Annotated in this window: 16 protein-coding genes; 12 read left to right on the top strand and 4 right to left on the bottom strand. The window is 44.1% G+C overall.

The genetic code is table 11. The features are described from left to right. Positions 1–78: 78 nt before the first annotated feature. Complete coding sequence (locus NST45_RS05300) at positions 79–231, bottom strand: DUF1540 domain-containing protein (RefSeq protein ID WP_076098619.1); 153 nt, start codon at positions 229–231, stop codon at positions 79–81. 428 nt (positions 232–659) lie between these two features. On the opposite strand from NST45_RS05300, the gene NST45_RS05305 reads away from it, so the two are divergent. Next, positions 660–1,775, top strand: a complete 1,116-nt coding sequence (locus NST45_RS05305) for a DUF4349 domain-containing protein (protein ID WP_076215331.1) — start codon at positions 660–662, stop codon at positions 1,773–1,775. Positions 1,776–1,866: 91 nt separating this feature from the next. Here the strand turns inward: NST45_RS05305 and msrA are convergent, their stop codons facing one another. Beyond that, positions 1,867–2,853: a peptide-methionine (S)-S-oxide reductase MsrA gene (gene msrA, locus NST45_RS05310; RefSeq protein ID WP_076215328.1), complete on the bottom strand. Its 987-nt coding sequence runs from the start codon at positions 2,851–2,853 to the stop codon at positions 1,867–1,869. A 102-nt stretch (positions 2,854–2,955) separates the two neighbouring features. After that, positions 2,956–3,573: a VTT domain-containing protein gene (locus NST45_RS05315; protein WP_076215325.1), complete on the bottom strand. Its 618-nt coding sequence runs from the start codon at positions 3,571–3,573 to the stop codon at positions 2,956–2,958. Positions 3,574–3,736: 163 nt separating this feature from the next. Between NST45_RS05315 and NST45_RS05320 the strand changes: the two genes are divergently transcribed. The 9 genes from NST45_RS05320 to NST45_RS05360 all read left to right on the top strand — a co-directional run bounded on the left by NST45_RS05320 (position 3,737) and on the right by NST45_RS05360 (position 12,104). After that, on the top strand, positions 3,737–4,672 hold the full coding sequence (locus NST45_RS05320; protein WP_076215322.1) for a Gfo/Idh/MocA family oxidoreductase: 936 nt from the start codon (positions 3,737–3,739) through the stop codon (positions 4,670–4,672). Between the two features lie 23 nt (positions 4,673–4,695). Continuing rightward, entirely contained in the window at positions 4,696–5,019 is a 324-nt protein-coding gene (locus tag NST45_RS05325; protein ID WP_036682960.1) for a hypothetical protein, read from the top strand. Positions 5,020–5,143: 124 nt separating this feature from the next. Continuing rightward, positions 5,144–5,461, top strand: a complete 318-nt coding sequence (locus tag NST45_RS05330) for a helix-turn-helix domain-containing protein (RefSeq protein WP_036682958.1) — start codon at positions 5,144–5,146, stop codon at positions 5,459–5,461. Positions 5,462–5,672: 211 nt separating this feature from the next. Then, on the top strand, positions 5,673–6,398 hold the full coding sequence (locus NST45_RS05335; protein ID WP_076215319.1) for a hypothetical protein: 726 nt from the start codon (positions 5,673–5,675) through the stop codon (positions 6,396–6,398). 297 nt (positions 6,399–6,695) lie between these two features. Further along, positions 6,696–7,391 (top strand): iron-sulfur cluster repair di-iron protein, encoded by a 696-nt coding sequence (ric, locus tag NST45_RS05340; protein WP_076215358.1) that lies wholly within the window; start codon positions 6,696–6,698, stop codon positions 7,389–7,391. Between the two features lie 150 nt (positions 7,392–7,541). After that, positions 7,542–8,252: a hypothetical protein gene (locus NST45_RS05345; RefSeq protein WP_036682955.1), complete on the top strand. Its 711-nt coding sequence runs from the start codon at positions 7,542–7,544 to the stop codon at positions 8,250–8,252. Between the two features lie 231 nt (positions 8,253–8,483). Beyond that, positions 8,484–10,907 (top strand): nitrite reductase large subunit NirB, encoded by a 2,424-nt coding sequence (nirB, locus tag NST45_RS05350; RefSeq protein ID WP_036682952.1) that lies wholly within the window; start codon positions 8,484–8,486, stop codon positions 10,905–10,907. Positions 10,908–10,939: 32 nt separating this feature from the next. Beyond that, on the top strand, positions 10,940–11,260 hold the full coding sequence (gene nirD, locus NST45_RS05355) for a nitrite reductase small subunit NirD (RefSeq protein WP_036682949.1): 321 nt from the start codon (positions 10,940–10,942) through the stop codon (positions 11,258–11,260). A 52-nt stretch (positions 11,261–11,312) separates the two neighbouring features. After that, complete coding sequence (locus tag NST45_RS05360; protein WP_076216110.1) at positions 11,313–12,104, top strand: formate/nitrite transporter family protein; 792 nt, start codon at positions 11,313–11,315, stop codon at positions 12,102–12,104. A 178-nt stretch (positions 12,105–12,282) separates the two neighbouring features. Here NST45_RS05360 and NST45_RS05365 read toward each other — a convergent pair whose 3' ends face one another. Further along, positions 12,283–13,008, bottom strand: coding sequence for a Crp/Fnr family transcriptional regulator (locus tag NST45_RS05365; protein WP_036682945.1), 726 nt, complete (start codon positions 13,006–13,008; stop codon positions 12,283–12,285). 422 nt (positions 13,009–13,430) lie between these two features. Here NST45_RS05365 and NST45_RS05370 point away from each other — a divergent pair, with 422 nt between their 5' ends. Both NST45_RS05370 and NST45_RS05375 read left to right on the top strand, forming a co-directional pair. Then, entirely contained in the window at positions 13,431–15,737 is a 2,307-nt protein-coding gene (locus NST45_RS05370; RefSeq protein ID WP_076216113.1) for a glycosyl hydrolase family 65 protein, read from the top strand. After that, positions 15,734–18,022, top strand: a complete 2,289-nt coding sequence (locus NST45_RS05375; protein WP_076216116.1) for a glycosyl hydrolase family 65 protein — start codon at positions 15,734–15,736, stop codon at positions 18,020–18,022. Before NST45_RS05370 ends, NST45_RS05375 begins: the two co-directional genes overlap by 4 nt. Positions 18,023–18,040: the final 18 nt, after the last annotated feature.

Consider the following 18,040-nt stretch of genomic DNA (forward strand, 5'->3'; position numbering starts at 1 on the left):
TACTTGATAATAATTCTCAATCTTGTTAGAATGAAAAAGAAAAAGAAGGAACCGTGGAGGGTCCCTTTAGGCATTTACTTATTTACTTTCGAAAGTTTTGCAATCTGTTTCTTCTGCGCGTTTTGGTTCTTGGGAGCTGTGGAAAGCTACGAAGATCGATTCAGCGCTGCATTTGTTCTCTTCTGCCCAGTGGGTGCAGGAGTTAACTTCACAAACTACGTCTTTTGCCATGAGGGTTCACCTCCCCTTTTAGTAATTGACAGTATCATTCAAAGAACGGCTCTGTTCAGCAAGGTGGAGCTTGTCTCAGCAAAGCCGTGTCACGCCCTCATTCATTATGAATAGAGGGTATTTGGATTTTTTTACTAGGTTAGACGTGGTAATTGTACCAAATAATGAGTTTGTAAGCAAATGAGTTCTTTAACTTTCAGGACCCCTCCCACATAAAAAATATGTCCAATAAGAGCCGCAGAAATGCGGCTTTTTGTGTATTTCAACATGAAAAACCAAAAGAAATTTACCGAAATTCCATATTCCAGTGCAACCTTCCAAGTTTTGGGGCGTCAAAGAAATGAGAGACGGAAGAGATCTGTATAGAACATGACATTCCGTAACGTTACAATGCTAGGGATTACCACTACATTTTTGGAGGAATGAGAATGCGCAAATGGGGTCTGCATTACTTATGTTTATTAATTCTTGCGGTGGTATTGGCAGGTTGTGGCTCGGGTGATAACAATTCGGCAGCTGACAAATTAGCTAGTGACGGCGGAAATACGAGTAATTCTGCTGCAGCAACCACTGAGCAATCTTCAAAAGCTACATTAGCGGATAAGAACACCTCAGCAGAGGCTGAGACAGCAGCGGGAGGCAACGAAGCCCCAGTTGAAAAAGGTTTGACACCAGAGAACACGGATCAAGCAAACGCGGGATTCACGGGCAGTGATGTCGTGGAAGGATTGAACAAGAAGCTTATCTATCATGCCAATCTGACTATGGAAGTAGAAGACTACGGTAAAGCTCAGACTGAAATTCGAAACATGGTAACGATGGCTAAAGGATATATTATAGAGTTTAACGAGAACATGTCGCAATATGAGCAAGGGGGGACGTTTATCCTTAAGGTGCCAGCCTCCGGATTCTCTCCTTTTCTGAATAATTTGGAAAAAGTAAAACACGAATCGCTACAGCGCAGCATTCAAGGTCAGGATGTCTCGGAGGAGTATGTTGATCTAGAGTCGCGTCTGAAGGCAAAGCAGTTAATGGAAGCTCAATATACTGAGTTTATGAAAAAAGCAACGAAATCAAGTGATCTGGTCGCCTTTGCAAACGAGCTTGGTTCGATTCAAGAAACGATTGAGCAGATCAAAGGCAGAATGCGATATATAGATCAGAACGTATCCTTTTCAACGGTAGAGCTTAGAGTGTACCAGACGGATGAGAGCTTAGCTGTGAAGGAAAAGGCAGAGCAAGGTCCATTGCTGGAACGCGCATCAGATGCTTTAAAAGGAAGCCTGAACGCACTATCTGTTATGTTTCAGTGGATTTTTGTAATTCTTGCAGGCGCATTGCCGATTCTAATCGGTGTGGGCATTATTTTAGCCATCGTTTGGTTTGCCCGCAAAAATATCCGCGTACGACGGGAGCAGCAGACCCAGCGGATACGGCAGGGAAATCGGGAGCTGAACAAGGAGGTACTCCCTGCACCAGCAGAGCCAAAGGTGAAAACCTCAATAAAGGATAAGAAAGCGAACGAGGACGAGAATAAAGAATAAGCTCCTATGAATTAAAAAGCCTCCAATTCATGGTATACCGTGAATTGGAGGCTTTTCTATAAGACAGTACAGTTTCGCACGTTATCGAAGATTAGGCATGCTGGAAGAGTACACGATACTCGCCATAGCCCTCTTTCTCCAGATCCTCTTTCGGTATAAATCGCAGTGCCGCTGAATTAATGCAGTAGCGCAGGCCGTTTTCCCCTGGACCATCGTCGAAGACATGACCTAGATGGGAATCTGCTACTTTGCTGCGCACTTCTGTGCGAACCATCAAATGGCTGAGGTCCGTCTTTTCCTTCACGACGTAATCGCGGATTGGACGTGTAAAGCTGGGCCAGCCACAACCGGAATCGTATTTATCCTGCGAACTGAATAATGCTTCACCAGATACGATATCTACATAAATGCCTTCTCCGTGGTGATCCCAAAAATCATTTCGGAAAGGTGACTCTGTAGCGCTATTCTGAGTGACTTCATATTGAAGTGGCGTCAGACGTTCTTTCAAGCTTAGTTTATCTTCTTTATGTGTCCAGTGGGTTTCGATAAAATCCTCTCGGCCGGAACCCTTACGGTAACGTTTGTAGTGGCCCGGGTTCTTACGATGGTAGCCCTGATGATATTCTTCGGCAGGATAGAAGGTTGCTGCCGGGAGGATCGGGGTAACAATCGGGTTAGCGAATCGTCCGCTTTCTTGCAAAGCTGCCTTGGAAGCCTCTGCTTGTTGCTTTTGCTCTTCAGAATGGGTGAAGATAGCCGTTCCGTAAGAGGTGCCGCGATCATGGAATTGTCCACCCGCATCGGTTGGGTCAATTTGCTGCCAGAATAACTCAAGCAGCTTGCTATAAGGGAAAATTTCTGGGTTGAACGTAATTTGTACCGCTTCAACATGTCCTGTGGTTTCGGAGCATACCTCTTCATAGGTAGGATTCACTGTATGCCCGCCAGTATAGCCGGAGACGACACTAATAATGCCTGGCAATTCCTCGAACGGCGAGACCATGCACCAGAAGCATCCACCTGCAAAGGTTGCTTTTTCCGCCTTGGAATTTATATGGTTAGTCTGATGTTCACTCATTAATATCCCTCCATTCATGTAATGCAATTAAATAGATCACAATCTAATTATAAAGCAAATAACCACAGCCTGCCAGCTTCCGCCAAATAAGCTCTCTGTTACCTAGTGTTTTTTTACTTCCTGTGAACTGTAACGAAAGCTTAGTCCGGCTATAATAAGCACAATGGCATAAACAACGATGGCTATAATCGCATTTCCAGGGTTCTGGAACAGTTGATCCCCAAGGAAGGCATACAAGGCGATGCCTGGGATTTTTCCAATAGCTGAGGCAGCTAGATAACTCCAGAAGGGCAGCCCGGCTGCTCCGGCATAGATGTTAACTGCGGTCTGCGGGATAATCGGCAAGAGACGTGCTAAGACAATAGAAGCAAAGGGCCGCCGTTCTATGCCTTTTGTGAATTTTTCAAGTAGGGGAATAGAAGTCAGATAAGCTCTCGCTTGATCTTGAAATAAGAACTTCACTACGCCGAAAAGGAATGCGGCAGCAAGGGTTGTAGCTACCCAGCAAATTAAAGCACCAGCCAAACTTCCGCATGCATAACCAAAAAATCCGATGACCGCTTTGTACGGTACAACTGGAAAGAGAGCCAGTAAAGTTGCGATCCCTATAGAGCCAAAAAGATTATGATCCTCTTTCATCCAGCTAAGGATGTCATATCTGTAGATAAACGCAAGGATTGTGCCCGAAACATAAAGAATAATCGAGAACCATTTTCTCATAGCTAATATACCCTTTCTTCCACTCATTCATCTCATCATACGGGATAAAAAGTAAATATTGAAGTGAAGATCATTGTCGGCGAACGCCAAGCAGGTATAATAGCATTTATAGAGAACAAAGAGAGAGATAAATTCTTGAATTATAAAGAGGGGAGTTAGATCAGTGATCGTTTCTGTACGCAAAAGAGTCGCCATCATCGGGATTGGCAATATCGCCCGCAAAGTATATTTGCCACTGCTCTCTCAGCATGGACAAGTTGAGGTAGTGGGGGTTCTCAGTCACTCGTCCACAACAGTAGAGCAAGCTGTTAATGCCTATCGCTTTCCTAAAGGTACGACAAATTTGGACGAGCTGTTGTCTTGGGATCTGGATGCAGTATTTGTGCATAGCCCAACGACGACCCATTATGATATAGTAACAAAATGTCTCGAACAGGGGATTTCGGTGTATGTAGATAAGCCGCTGTCCTATGATCTGGAAGAATCCATAAGGATGGCAGAGCTGGCAGAAAATAAAGGGCTGCTGCTAGGAGTGGGCTTTAATCGGCGTTTTGCCCCAATGTATGTCACCGCCAAGAGTTGGCTCGAGGAAGCTGGAGGCATTAGCCATTGCCACGCGATTAAACATCGCACGAAGCTGCAATTAGGCAGCAGCCGTGAGACTGTACATGACGACTTGATTCATATGCTTGATCTGCTGTTATGGTTATGTGGAGATCAGTATGAGCTGCTTCGCAGTAATCTTCAATCCAATGGAGAGGGGCGACTTGTCCAGGCATCTGGAATGCTGGGTTGGGAGCAAGGCTCAGTGGGGATGTATAGCATGGTTCGTGAGGCTGGTGTTGATTTGGAGAAGCTGGAGCTGCACGGTAATGGCCGTTCGGTGGAAGTGGCAGATCTGGACCAAGCCATCCTATATGAAAAAAATGCTTTGCCACGGACCCAGAGCTTTGGAAGCTGGGATACGGTGCTGGATAGAAGAGGTTTCGGTGGAGTGGTAGATCATTTCCTGAACAATATAAATACACCAGAGTTATGCAGTATTGCTGCTTCAGCAGTTCTGCCTAGTCATAGATTGGCAGCTCAGCTTGCTGAATGAGGTCTCTAAGAAAGGAGTAAAATATGGAAGACAACCGTAAATTAGTGGAGGAACAAATCATCGAAAGCTATAAGCGGGAGGAAGAGATGATGATCCTTGTATTCGCCCAGTGGTGCGTGAATCAAGGACTCGACCCGCACAGTTTATATTTGCAGGCTTATCCACAGCAAGAAGGGAATGAAGCCTTGCGAAAAGCGCTTGCCCTAACGGTTTCTGCGGAGGAAGCAGGGGATATTTCCGATGACACAGTTCTCGGCGTACTCTCCTTATTCGGAAATGATGACTTGGCGCAAATCGTGACAGAAGCGATTGCTCAAAGGGAATCTAAAGCACATACAGGGGATTGACAACGAGGATATAATGATAATGTCAGATGAACTTTTTTTAGTAAACGATGTTCATCAGGGATGAAATGTGTTAATATTATATATACTAACTAATAGTAAGTTTCGCTAGTGAGAGGTGAGAACAATGGAAGAACATCAAATTTCGATGTGTCCCAGATTTGAGACAGCCTTCTCTTTCTTAGGCAAACGTTGGAATGGACTTATTATTCAGACATTGATGAGTGGACCGAAGCGGTTTAAAGATATTTCCGGCCTCATTCCTTCAATGAGCGATAAGATGCTGTCCGAGCGGATGAAGGATTTGGAAGGTGAGGGTATTCTGGTTAGACATGTATACCCGGAAACACCTGTACGTATTGAATATGAACTAACAGACAAAGGCCGTGCGCTGGAGCCTGTTATGCAGCAGATTCAGTCTTGGGCTGAGAGCTGGGTAGAGTAGAAATCAAAGTCGTGTTTTGGCCCTTTTTCCTGAAGAACGGAGGAGGGCTTTTCAATTTTTAAATAAAAACCTTGCACAGATCGAAAAAATCTGTAATATAATAGAAAAAACGTTGTATGTTCCTTGAATGGAAACGCTTGCAATATTGGTTTTTGCTCAAATCTACTCAGCTGGAGTACAGGCATAGCAAAACTATTAGGAGGCGAGGGAGATGAAGACCACCCTGTATTCCCGGGAAATAACGTATGGAAAAAAGGATGTTACTGAGCTGGAGAACGCTTCGATCAAAGTACAGCTCATCTATGACAAGACGTTGTTCATGCTGCATAGCCATCTTCCAGATTCCTTATGGGATGCGTGGATTGGTGTGCCTTACAGCATTATCTCTTCACTCTACAAAGGCAACAATGATAGCGGGACTATTTTTCAAAAATGGATTCAAAGTCCTTCTGGCTGGAAATGTATCGGCTGTGAACGGCATTGTCTGGAGTCGACGGAACCTCTTCAAGAAGTGAATGTGGCGAGTAATCAACGACAATATAAGTTCCATAATGGCATTCGCCAAAGCATGGTGCTACAAGCCCTAATTTGGTCCATGTACGAGAATACCGTATTATTCAAACCCTTTTTAGGGGATGAGCCCTTTTTTGATGAAGATGATTTGCATACGATATCCTCTTATTTCGTGCCAACTTATCTTAACGATCTACGTCTACTGGAGCAGTCTAAGCCTTGTAAAGAGTACAAAGATCAGAATATACAGATTTATCAGGAATGGATATCCGCCCCTGACCTTGTCCTCAAATGGAATGGTGGCCTGACAGAAGGCAGATGGATGACCGGTGTTTATATGGATCACTCCCGCTTTGCTGGTTTAGGACCTTATTTAAAGGACGCAAAGGGTAAGCGAACGTATATGCAGGCTTATGTTCAATAAAAGATACAGATTTGGTGTGACCGAATAGATAAATGTAAGACAAATAACATTACTGATGCCCGTGTGGTAAACAAAAGACAGGTCGATTGTGGGGATATATCTCCATGATTGACCTTTTTCGTTCAACAAAGAGATACAATTTTCGTGAGTACAATCACAAGTCAAAACTCCTTTCAGGGTTAAGGTGAACAGGTAGAAAAGATTTTTTCAGAACCTGATCACATATCCCGAGGAGGAACTATTATGGAAACTAAACAACCTAATGATAGAATTTCAGATTTACAGCATAAGCAATCGGTGCAACCTGGATTTACTCCAGATGCCCTTGTAAAAGATATTGTGCTGCAATTCCCAAAAGCTGCGGATTATTTCAAGTCCAAACGGATTGATTTCTGCTGTGGAGGCGCCAAACCTCTTGCTGAAGCAGCTGTAGAGCGTGGACTAGATCAAGAGATGATCATTAGTGATCTCAACAAGCTATTCGAGGAATATCCGGTACCACAAGAAGAACTCGCATGGAACACAGCACCTTCTGCAGAGTTAATCGACCATATAGTGAGTAAACATCACCATTACCTGCGGGAAGAGCTGCCCCTAATTAGCCAAAATGTAACTAAGGTATACCGGGTTCATGGCGGAGATTCACCTCATTTAGAAGAGTTATATAGCTTGTTTAATACACTTAAGGAAGATCTGCTTCAGCATACAGCTAAAGAAGAGGAAGACGAGTTTCCAAAATTATTAGCGTATGATGCCAATCCAAGTGAAGAAGGGCTGACCATACTTCGTGAGGCATTAATTGACCTTGAGAGTGAACATGACACAGCAGGCGATATATTGAGACAAATACGCAAAATAACAGATGATTTCACCCCACCGGCTCATGCTTGTACAACCTATCGTTTGACTTATGCCCGGCTAGAGGAGCTGGAGAGCATGACTTTTGAACATGTTCATCTGGAGAATAATATATTGTTCCCTAGATTCCAGTAGAAAAAATGAGTTTTCAAAGAGTCCCTTAGGGGACTTTTTTTATATTTGAGAACAAAGCTTATTTACGTTATTCTTAAATAGACAGTATGCATAACTTACTACAAGCCTGAGACGCTGTGTGGTCATTAGGCGGGACAAGGCGGTGTCACTATGCCCACGAAATATATGTGGAGGTTGTTACTAGGATTAGTCATCGTATTCATAATAGGTGGATGTTCGACTCTTGCTGACGTTAATAATGAAGGGAATAATGGCTTAGCAGGATCAGACGGGCCTACGCTTTCGCTTATCGTTGCGGGAAATGACTTGCTGACCAACCCTTTGGACAAGCAGCTTAGCGAGAGCTACAGAAAAGGGATAACGATCTTTGACCTACTGAAAGGTAGTGGGAAGGCCACCTTTTCTGAGGATAACACAAGCATTCTAACGGTAAATAATATTTCACTCAGTCCAGGAATGAATTGGGAGCTGCAAATGGATGGGGAGACCATTGGATCTGAGGATTGGGGTCGAACCGTCGGGCATGAATCAAAATTAGTAATTACGGCGATGTCTAAGGAACAAGAGGAACCCCTTCAAATTGTGTTGTTGACCGTGAATGGCGGAAGTGAGCAAGTGAATTTGAATCATTCATATGTTATGGGATTTACTGAAGATTTAACAGTGAGAGGTTTGTTGAAGAACAGCAGTGTGGTGCAGTTGACCGAAGACAACAAAAAGGTGTTATCCATTGGTGATTATACTCCTCTTAGCAATGAAGTTTGGAAGATGAAGGTGAATGGGAAGCAGCTGCTTGAGAATGGAATGGACATGAAGCTTAGAGTGCAGGATGAATTGGAGATTTTATTGGCTATACGTTAAAAAAAGTACATAAATGCCAGATCTACGGTTATTCAGAACCTGTGATCTGGCTTTTTTTATTAGAATTTAGAACCTAACAAAATTGTCTTATTTTTTATGTGAAAACATTCACATTTAATGTGACTGTAATCACAATCTCTCTTAAATTTTGAAATGTATAATTTCATTATGTAGAAGATAAGTTGAAGCAAAGTTCAACAAGAACGGATAAGACTGAGGAGGCACCTAACTATGGCAGCGAAGAGAGAAAAATTAGTATTAGTCGGCAACGGTATGGCAGGCATAGGTACGCTAGAGCAAATATTGAAGCTAGGTGGAGCTTATGACATTACGGTCTTTGGAAGCGAACCTCACCCCAATTATAATCGGATCATGTTGTCCTATGTTCTCGAAGGCAGTAAAACCATCAACGATATCATCCTAAACGACTGGAACTGGTATGAAGATAACAACATTACCTTGCATACAGGAACAACAGTTACGCGAATTGACGAGCATTCCAAGCAAGTAATTGCGGATAACGGTATGGCTGTTTCTTACGATAAAGTGATTATTGCAACGGGTTCGAATTCATTTATTTTACCTGTACCTGGTTGTGATAAGGAAGGCGTAGTGGGTTTCCGGGATATTGCAGATTGTGATGCGATGCTAGCTGCGGCTAAACAATACAACAAAGCGGCGGTAATCGGCGGGGGCTTACTTGGATTGGAAGCGGCAAAGGGTCTTGTGAACCTTGGCATGGACGTTACTGTAGTGCATCTGATGGAAGATCTAATGGAGCGCCAGCTTGATCGTAATGCCTCCTCTATGTTGCAAGCTGAGCTAGAGCGTCAAGGCGTGAAATTTGCCATGGGCAAACAAACAGTAGAATTGACTGGGGAACAGAGAGTAAGTGGTTTACAATTTAGTGATGGCACTACACTTGCAGCTGATTTTGTAGTTATGGCTGTAGGCATCAAACCGAATATAACTGTGGCAAAAGAAAGCGGAATTGCTGTTAATCGTGGAATTGTAGTGGACGATTATTTGCAGACCTCTATGCAGAATGTATATTCCATTGGCGAATGTGCCGAACATCGCGGAGTTTGTTACGGATTAGTAGCGCCGCTCTTCGAGCAGGGTATGGTTCTAGCTAAACATCTCTGCGGAAGCGATACAAATCCATATGAAGGTTCTGTTGTCTCCACCAAATTAAAAATTTCCGGTGTGGATGTATTTTCTGCAGGTGAGTTTATGGATTCCCCTGAGCACACTGTAATCTCAAGCAAAGATGAATGGAAGCGAACCTATAAGAAAATTCTGCTCAAAGACAATGTCATTGTTGGTGCAGTCCTGTTCGGGGATGTGACGGAATCGGCTAACCTGCAAAAGTTAGTAAAACAAGGTGCTGTAATGACTGATGAGATTTATACAGAGGTCATGGGTACGGGCTGCTGCGGAAGCGGAGCCAAAAAGAGCACATCTGTAGAAGCTATGGCGGACGAAGAAATCGTTTGTGGCTGTAATGGGGTTACGAAAAAAGCGATTGTGGATGCGGTCATAGAAAATGGTTTTACTACTGTGGACGAGATCAAAGCATGTACAGGAGCGACGCGTTCTTGCGGAGGTTGTAAACCGGTTGTAGAACAAATTTTACAATTTGTCCTGGGTGATAGTTTTGAGCAGTCTGCCAAGCAAGGTATCTGTAGCTGTACAACGCTTAGCCGGGATGAGATTGTTGCTGAGATTACAGCTAAAGGTCTTAGTACTACTAAAGAGGTTATGCATGTACTGGGTTGGAAACAAGAGGAAGGCTGCTCTAAATGCCGTCCGGCGATTAACTATTATCTGGGGATGCTAAATCCGGATACACATCAAGATGAGAAGGAATCACGTTTTGTTAATGAACGTATGGGAGCCAATATTCAGAAAGACGGAACCTATACCGTTATTCCACGCATGTACGGCGGGGTAACGACACCAGAGGATTTGAAGAAAATCGCTGATGTCTCCCTTAAATATGATGTAAAAGTTGTGAAGGTGACTGGTGGGCAACGCCTGGATCTAATCGGGGTGAAAAAAGAGGATCTGCCGAAGGTATGGGAAGAGCTCGATATGCCATCAGGTTATGGTTATGCCAAATCGCTACGTACGGTTAAGACTTGTGTGGGTTCACAGTTCTGCCGTTTCGGTACACAGGATTCGCTGGGAATGGGCGCGCTCATAGAACGTAAGTATGAACGTCTTGATTTTCCTGCCAAGTTTAAAATAGCTGTCAACGGCTGCCCACGTAACTGTGCGGAATCCTGCACGAAGGATATTGGCATCGTCGGTAATGACGGCGGTTGGGAAGTATTTATCGGTGGTAACGGTGGGATCAAACCACGGATTGCTGATTCCTTCTGCAAAATTAAGACCGATGAAGAGTTGATCGAAGTGTGCTCCGCTGTGATGCAATATTATCGTGAGACCGGTAATTATTTGGAGAGAACCTCCGAGTGGGTTGAGCGTATGGGACTTGAGCAGATTCAAATGGTCATTTTGAATAATGAAGATAACCGCAAAGAGCTGGCCGCACGGATTGACTTTGCTCTGACTCAGGTGACGGATCCTTGGAAAAAAATGCTTAATGACAGTAGCACTCGTACTGCGCTTTTTGAAGAAACAAGAGTCTAGCGGATATAACGCACACAGAAGGGGAGAGACCAATGAATAAGACCACACAAACGTATGCAATAGGCTCAGTACAGGATTTCCTGCTGCAGATTGGCCGTGTAGTGATTGCTGGAGCTGTTGAACTGGCTGTATTTCGTGCCTCTGACGGAGCCATCTATGCAGTAGAGAATCGTAGTCCTCATCCTAAGGGTGGCCCGCTTGCGGAAGGGATCGTGTCAGGTCACTATCTGTACGATCCGCTGTACGATTGGAAAATCGATCTGCGCACGGGTGAGGTGCAGGCTCCAGACCAAGGTAGTGTTGTGACTTATCCAGTCACACTGGACGGAGAGAAAGTTACAGTGAGCGTGTAGACACCGAAGAGTGTAGTAATAGATTTAATAGAAAACGGTGGGGTGGAGTATTATGTTTACGCAAAGTGTGGAGAGCATCGTAGAGACGGCAGTCAGTAAGCGGGACAAAATGAATGAAAGCTTGCTAAGATATTTTCTAGCAGCCCTGTTGGCAGGTGCTTATGTAGGCATTGGGATTATCCTTATTTTCTCTCTAGGAGCACCGCTAGCAGCTGCTAAATCACCTTTCCAACCGCTTATTATGGGTACATCCTTCGGCATCGCCTTGACGCTTGTAGTATTTGCAGGCTCAGAACTGTTTACTGGGAATAATATGTTTTTTACTGTAAGTACACTGGCAGGCAGAACCAGTATCTGGGATACCGTTAAGAACTGGATCCTTGTATTCATCGGGAATGTGGTGGGTGCAGTGATTTTAGCGCTTTTAATTCGTGGGACTGGGTTATTCAGTGCTGCGCCGCCAGAGCATTTGATCTTTACAGCCGCTGCTAAAAAAATGAGTCTCCCGTTCTCTGAGCTGTTTTTTCGTGGAATCCTATGTAACTGGCTGGTCTGTTTAGCGCTATGGATGTCCTCACGTGCTAAAAGTGAATCTGCTAAGCTAATTTTAATCTGGTGGTGTCTGTTCGCCTTTATCGCAAGCGGATATGAGCATAGTGTGGCTAATATGACTCTGCTTAGTGTTGCTGTGTTGCTTCCGAATCATCCGGAAACCATTACGATAGCTGGATGGCTGCATAATATGATCCCTGTAACTTTGGGGAATATCATTGGTGGGGGCGTATTTGTCGGCATGGCCTATTGGCTGATCTCACCAGTGCGTGGTACTCGCAATAACCGTTAAATCCATTTTTAATTAACTATATTAGAGCTGAACCGATCTTGGGTTTAGCTCTTTTTTTGTTGAATATAAAAAAAAGACACCTGCATTAGGCGCCTTGGACCACTCTATTTTATATTATGCAGAATAATTGGGTCATGTATGTTTCATTGAGGTGAATAGAGGGTATATTATAACGGAATTAGATCCGGCAGATTTCGTTCGGACACAGTTCGCAGTGGCAAATTTCTTGCAGCATGCCAAGGTCCTTGATGACAATCATACCGTTCTCATACTCAACAGCATCTTTTTTACGCAGGTCGCTCAGCATCCGGTTAACACTTTCACGAGTGGCACCGATCATGTTGGACAAATCTGTATGCGTAATTTTTTTGTTGATAAGGATATTCTCACCATCGCTGCTCTTCTCACCATAGGTATTGCCAAGACGAATGAGCGTGGAGCATAGTGCACCAGGTTTGCCGTACATCATTAGATCACGGAATTTAGTTTGGGTGAGACGGTGATGAATACCCATCCATTTCATAAAGTCGATAGCAAAATCACAATGTTGGCAAATGAGAATTTCTAGATCCTTTTGTTCGATGACGCCAACTTCACTTTCTTCAATCACTTCGGCTGTAAAGCTATGCTTAGTGCTGAAGAATGGATCTGCTTGACCTACCATATCGCCAGCTTGATACATATAAAGAATGAGTTCTTTACCTTCATCAGTAGATTTAGTTAATTTCACACGTCCACGTTTGATATAAAACAATTTATCCGAGTAGTCGCCTTCCCAGAATAGATGTGAACCCTCTGGAACTATGCGCTCTTTCATTGTAACTAGAAGTCTGTTGAAATTCTGTTCGGAGAAACAGTTTGTATTTCCGTGGGCTTCGATAACATTGTAATGTTCTTTTAGCATAATCGACATCCCCTTTATTCCCTCAGTTTTTCAGTAAATTTTAAATTAATTATACCTTGAAAATCCCTCGAATTGGTTATAAAAAATCGTTTAAAAGTGTCGAATTTTCAACATTGTGATAAATTTCACTTCTAAAGTGTTCGATGTAATATTCTTTTTAACTAAAAAAGAGTAAGTGATCTCACGTTTATGATATATGAACAGCGGCTATCCATTATTCTCAAATACTGGGTTAATCGCTGTTTTTTTGCGTCCCCGTTAGATTGTAACATATAACACAGTTGAAATTCATGTTAAAGAAATTAGTTTTATCTCAACTCCGTATAAATGCACACATCTTCATTACGGTCGGACATTGGCTCTATTGCTATGCAGCGATATCCTGAAATTGGAGCAAAAATCAGGAGAAGGAGAAATCATATATGGCTAAAGTAGCAGACAAATATCTTAAGGTTGATCCGTGGGCAATTATTGAAGAGGGCTTTGATCCAGAAAGAAATCGGACTTCGGAATCTATTTTTTCATTGGGTAATGAATACATGGGTGTACGCGGATATGCAGAGGAAGGGTATTCAGGTGACACCCTGCAAGGAAGTTATTTTAATGGATTAAATGAACAATTGGATATTGGCAATCACTATAAAGGGATTATTCGCTCGCTGAGATATATGGTGAATGCGGTGGACTGGCTGTATACACGTCTATCTATAGATGGTGAACAGCTTGATTTAGCAAAAAGCAACGTAACAGATTATGTGCGCAAGCTGGATCTTCGTAAGGGTACGTATCGGAGAGAGCTAATCTGGCATCTAAACGATGGCAAGTCGCTAAAAGTAGTCTTTACACGTCTGGTCAGCATGACTATGTCTCATTTGGGGTTGCAGCGGGTGGAGTTTGAACCCCTTAATTTCTCAGGGAGCGTGGACATTTGTGCAGGTCTTAATTTCGGCATTATTCATGAAGAACGCGGCGAATGTATGTGGAACAGTCTCCGCAGCGGAGTAAGTGGAGCGTCCTCTGCTATTATGGCCAGTACAGTGAATACTGGGAATAAGCTGTTCTCAAGCTTTACCTTACAATCCTCGCAGCCGTTGCAGCTCACTGCTACTGAGAGTGATAAGTTTATTGGACAAAATTTCACTCTGGACCTTACGGAAGGAGAAGTTTCCTATTTTACCAAACTGGTTATGAACTATTCGGATAGTGATTCTGCCCATACAGCTGAAGAGCTGTGGAACAAAGGTCTGTCTCTTGCTGAAACAGCAAGCCAATTGACAGATACCCAAATAATCGCTGATCAGACAGCTTATTGGAAGGGCATCTGGGAGACAAGTGATATCCGAATTGAGGGCGATCCTGAGAATCAGCAGGGTATTCGTTTCTGTATCTTCCAGCTTTATCAGACCTATCATGGCGATCATCCCGGATTTAATATTGGTGCCAAAGGGCTGACGGGTGAAGTATATCGTGGGTTGGCTTTTTGGGATACAGAATCCTATTGCTTACCGTTCTATATGTTCAATAATCCAAAGGCTGCCCGGAGCTTATTGGAATTCAGATATAAAACATTGCCGCAGGCTATGCAGCGCGCTAAAGAGGTGGATTGTGAGGGAGCCTGCTATCCAATTGCTACTATAGATGGAACAGAAAGCTGTGATCTCTGGCAGCACTCTAATCTTCAGCTTCATGTAGGGACTGCTGTTTCTTATGGCATTTGGCATTATGTCAAAAATACCGGTGATAAAAGCTTCCTGCACAGTAAAGGGGCTGAGATGCTGATTCAGATCAGCAGATTCTATGCTACACGTGGCCAATGGGGGCAACGCAGCGGGGAATATGGTTATTTTGGCGTTATGGGCCCTGATGAGTTCCAATTGATGGTCAATAACAACTGCTACATTAATCTGATGGCTCAACAATCTTTTGAATACACCCTAGAGACTCTTCGGGAGATGAAAGAACAGGCTCCTGCTGCTTTTGCAGCTGTGGTAGAGAAAACAGAACTTCATGACGAGGAACTCACCGATTGGGAAAACAAGGCGCAGCATATGCGGATTCCGGTTGACGAAGTGACAGGAGTTTATGAAGAGCATGATGGGTTCTTCGATATGCCACATATTGATATTCATTCGATTCCTGTTACAGAATTCCCGTTATATTCGAACTGGTCATATGATCGTTTGTATCGCTATGACATGATTAAGCAGCCGGATGTACTTATGTTTATGTTCTTGTACAGCGGACAATTCTCTAAAGAAGCGAAGCTGGCGAACTATGAATATTACGAGCCTAGATGTATTCATGAGTCTTCGCTGTCACCTTCGATCCACTCCATTTTGGCGAGTGAAATCGGCAAACCCGAGGAAGCATATTCGTTTTTTGAATTTGCTACTCGACTGGATTTAGACAACTATAACCGTAATACCCGTGAAGGGCTGCATACTACCTCAATTGCAGCTGCTTGGATGAATATTGTTTACGGCTTTGGTGGAATGCGTTCGGATGGAGCACGTCTGTCCTTTCAGCCAACCCTGCCAGAACGCTGGGATAAATATAGCTTCCAAGTATTGTATGAAGGAGTGCTTCTGAGAATTGTGGTCGACAAAAATTCAGTAACAATCACTGCGGTTAATGGTGGAAGTACCGAAATTATAGTGTACGGACAGTCGATTACAGTGGATGCTTCCGGGAAGACGCTTCCGCTAGGCGAAGGGATGCTGGCAGGATGAACTGGATCGTAAAGGAGAGTTGTTTTGATAAACAGCTTGTGACGACGAACGGTAACAAATATATGTTAGGCAACGGCTACATGGGGTATCGCGGCACACTGGAGGAATTCAGTAAAACTGAGCTAGTAGCTGTCACCCTCGCAGGACTATATGACAAAGAGGGGGACAAATGGAGAGAACCAGTTAATGCCCCTAATGGATTGTTGACCAAAGTTTTCTGTAATGATCAGCTCTTAAGTGTGCTTGACTGTGAACCGGTCGCTCATACTCAGGAGCTGAATATCCGAAATGCCATTCATCATCGGAGCACTGAATATGCTGTATCTGACGGTGGGGCGTTGACGTTTACCGCAGATCGTTTCGTAAGCCAGGATAATCTTCACTTGCTCGTTAGTAAATACTCTATTCGCAGTACTCAAGACTGCCGAGTAGCGATTGAGACGGGAATTGACGTAGATGTGTGGGATATCAATGGGCCTCATCTTTACGGACAAAAGGTACAGCTCAAGGACGAGGTGCTGATCTCTTCTTCTGTTAGCGGAGAATTGAAGATTCCGGTTGTTGTGGCGGAGAGGGCGGTATTCAGTTTTGGTGAGGAGCTACTGGAAGATGGGGCTGCTGTTCGCCGGATTTCTTTTGATGCCCGTGCGGGTGAGACGTATGAATGGTTTAAGTATGTAGCAGTCTATACTGGACTTGATGCTGATCAGCCGGAGTCGGAAGCTGTTAAATCTGTCCATGCTGCTGAGGCGCTGGGTTTTGAGGGGTTATTTAAGGCTCATCGTCTGTTATGGGACGAGAGATGGTCACACAGCGATGTAATCATCGAAGGTGATGAAGCTGCCCAATTTGCCTTGAGATATAGTATCTATCAGCTGTTAATCATTGCCCCTACAGTTTCGGAGAAGGTGTCTATTCCAGCCCGGGGATTATCGGGTCAGGTATATAAGGGAGCTGTATTCTGGGATACGGAAATGTTTATGTTGTCGTTTTTCCTGCACAGTGATCCTAAGGTAGCGCGGAACTTGATGATGTACCGGATTCATACATTGGATGGTGCTCGCCGTAAGGCAGCGGAATATGGATTTTTGGGCGCATTTTATGCTTGGGAAAGTCAGGATACGGGAGACGATGCCTGTACGCTGTTTAATGTGAACGATGTATTTACAGGCCGGCCGATGCGGACCTATTTCCGCGATAAGCAGGTTCATATCAGTGGTGACGTTGTGCATGGGATCTGGAAGTATGTTCAATTCACAGGCGATGAAAGTCTGCTTACTAGTGGAGGAGCTGAGGTGATCTGGGAATGCGCTCGCTTTTTCTACTCTTACGCTTACTATAATTCGGTTAAACAGCGGTTTGAGATTCTGGATGTAACAGGTCCGGATGAATATCATGAGCGTGTGAACAATAATGCTTTTACCAATGCACTGGTTAAAGAGACGCTGGAGATTGCCTTGCATACGGCAGCTTTGCTGCAAGAGAAGTATCCTGAGGCCTACGGTCAATTGTCCGCTCCGTTTAGCTCAGGGCCATTCCTGAAGGAGTTCAAAACGATGCTGGATAGCTTTTATGTTCCACAGCCTGATCCTGCCAGTCTTGTTATTGAACAATTCGACCGGTACCTCACCTTGGAGGATGTAGAACTAACAGAACTGAAATCACGTGTGCTTAATAAAAATGAGTATTTTGGCGGCGGCAATGGCTTAGCTACCACCACAACCATACTTAAACAAGCAGACGTTGTGTTGATGCTGAATCTGTTTAAACACTCCTTTAGCAAGGAAGTGAAACAAGCGAACTGGGGATTTTACGAACCGCGTACGGAACATGGATCAAGCTTAAGCCCTTGTATCTACGCTTTGGTAGCTGCTGATATTGGTTCACCGGATTGGGGCTATCCGTATTTTATGCGTACGGCTACCGTCGATCTCACCGGCGAATCTAAGCAATATGTAGGGGATCTCTACATCGGAGGGACTCATCCAGCTGCGAATGGTGGTGCTTGGATGGCTGCGGTTCTTGGCTTTGCTGGGCTGGACTACGACGGAGGGGTTGTGCACATCAATCCATCTCTGCCGCAACATTGGCAGTCCGTTCAGCTTCCGGTTACACTGCGCGGCGATACCATCCAACTGCGGATCAGTAAGGATGAAGTCACTGTGATCACAGCTGCTGATTACAGTGGAGACTTAGTATTCTCGGTGCAAGGCGGAGAAGGCAAGTCGTGCTCTGCTGGTGAGAACCTTCGACTGGCTTTGTCGAAACGGGAGTATAAATATTAATACACAACGGAGAGGAAG

The sequence above is a fragment of the Paenibacillus sp. FSL R7-0163 genome (genome assembly GCF_037969975.1).
In the GTDB taxonomy this organism is placed as follows: Bacteria; Bacillota; Bacilli; order Paenibacillales; family Paenibacillaceae; genus Paenibacillus_AQ; species Paenibacillus_AQ odorifer.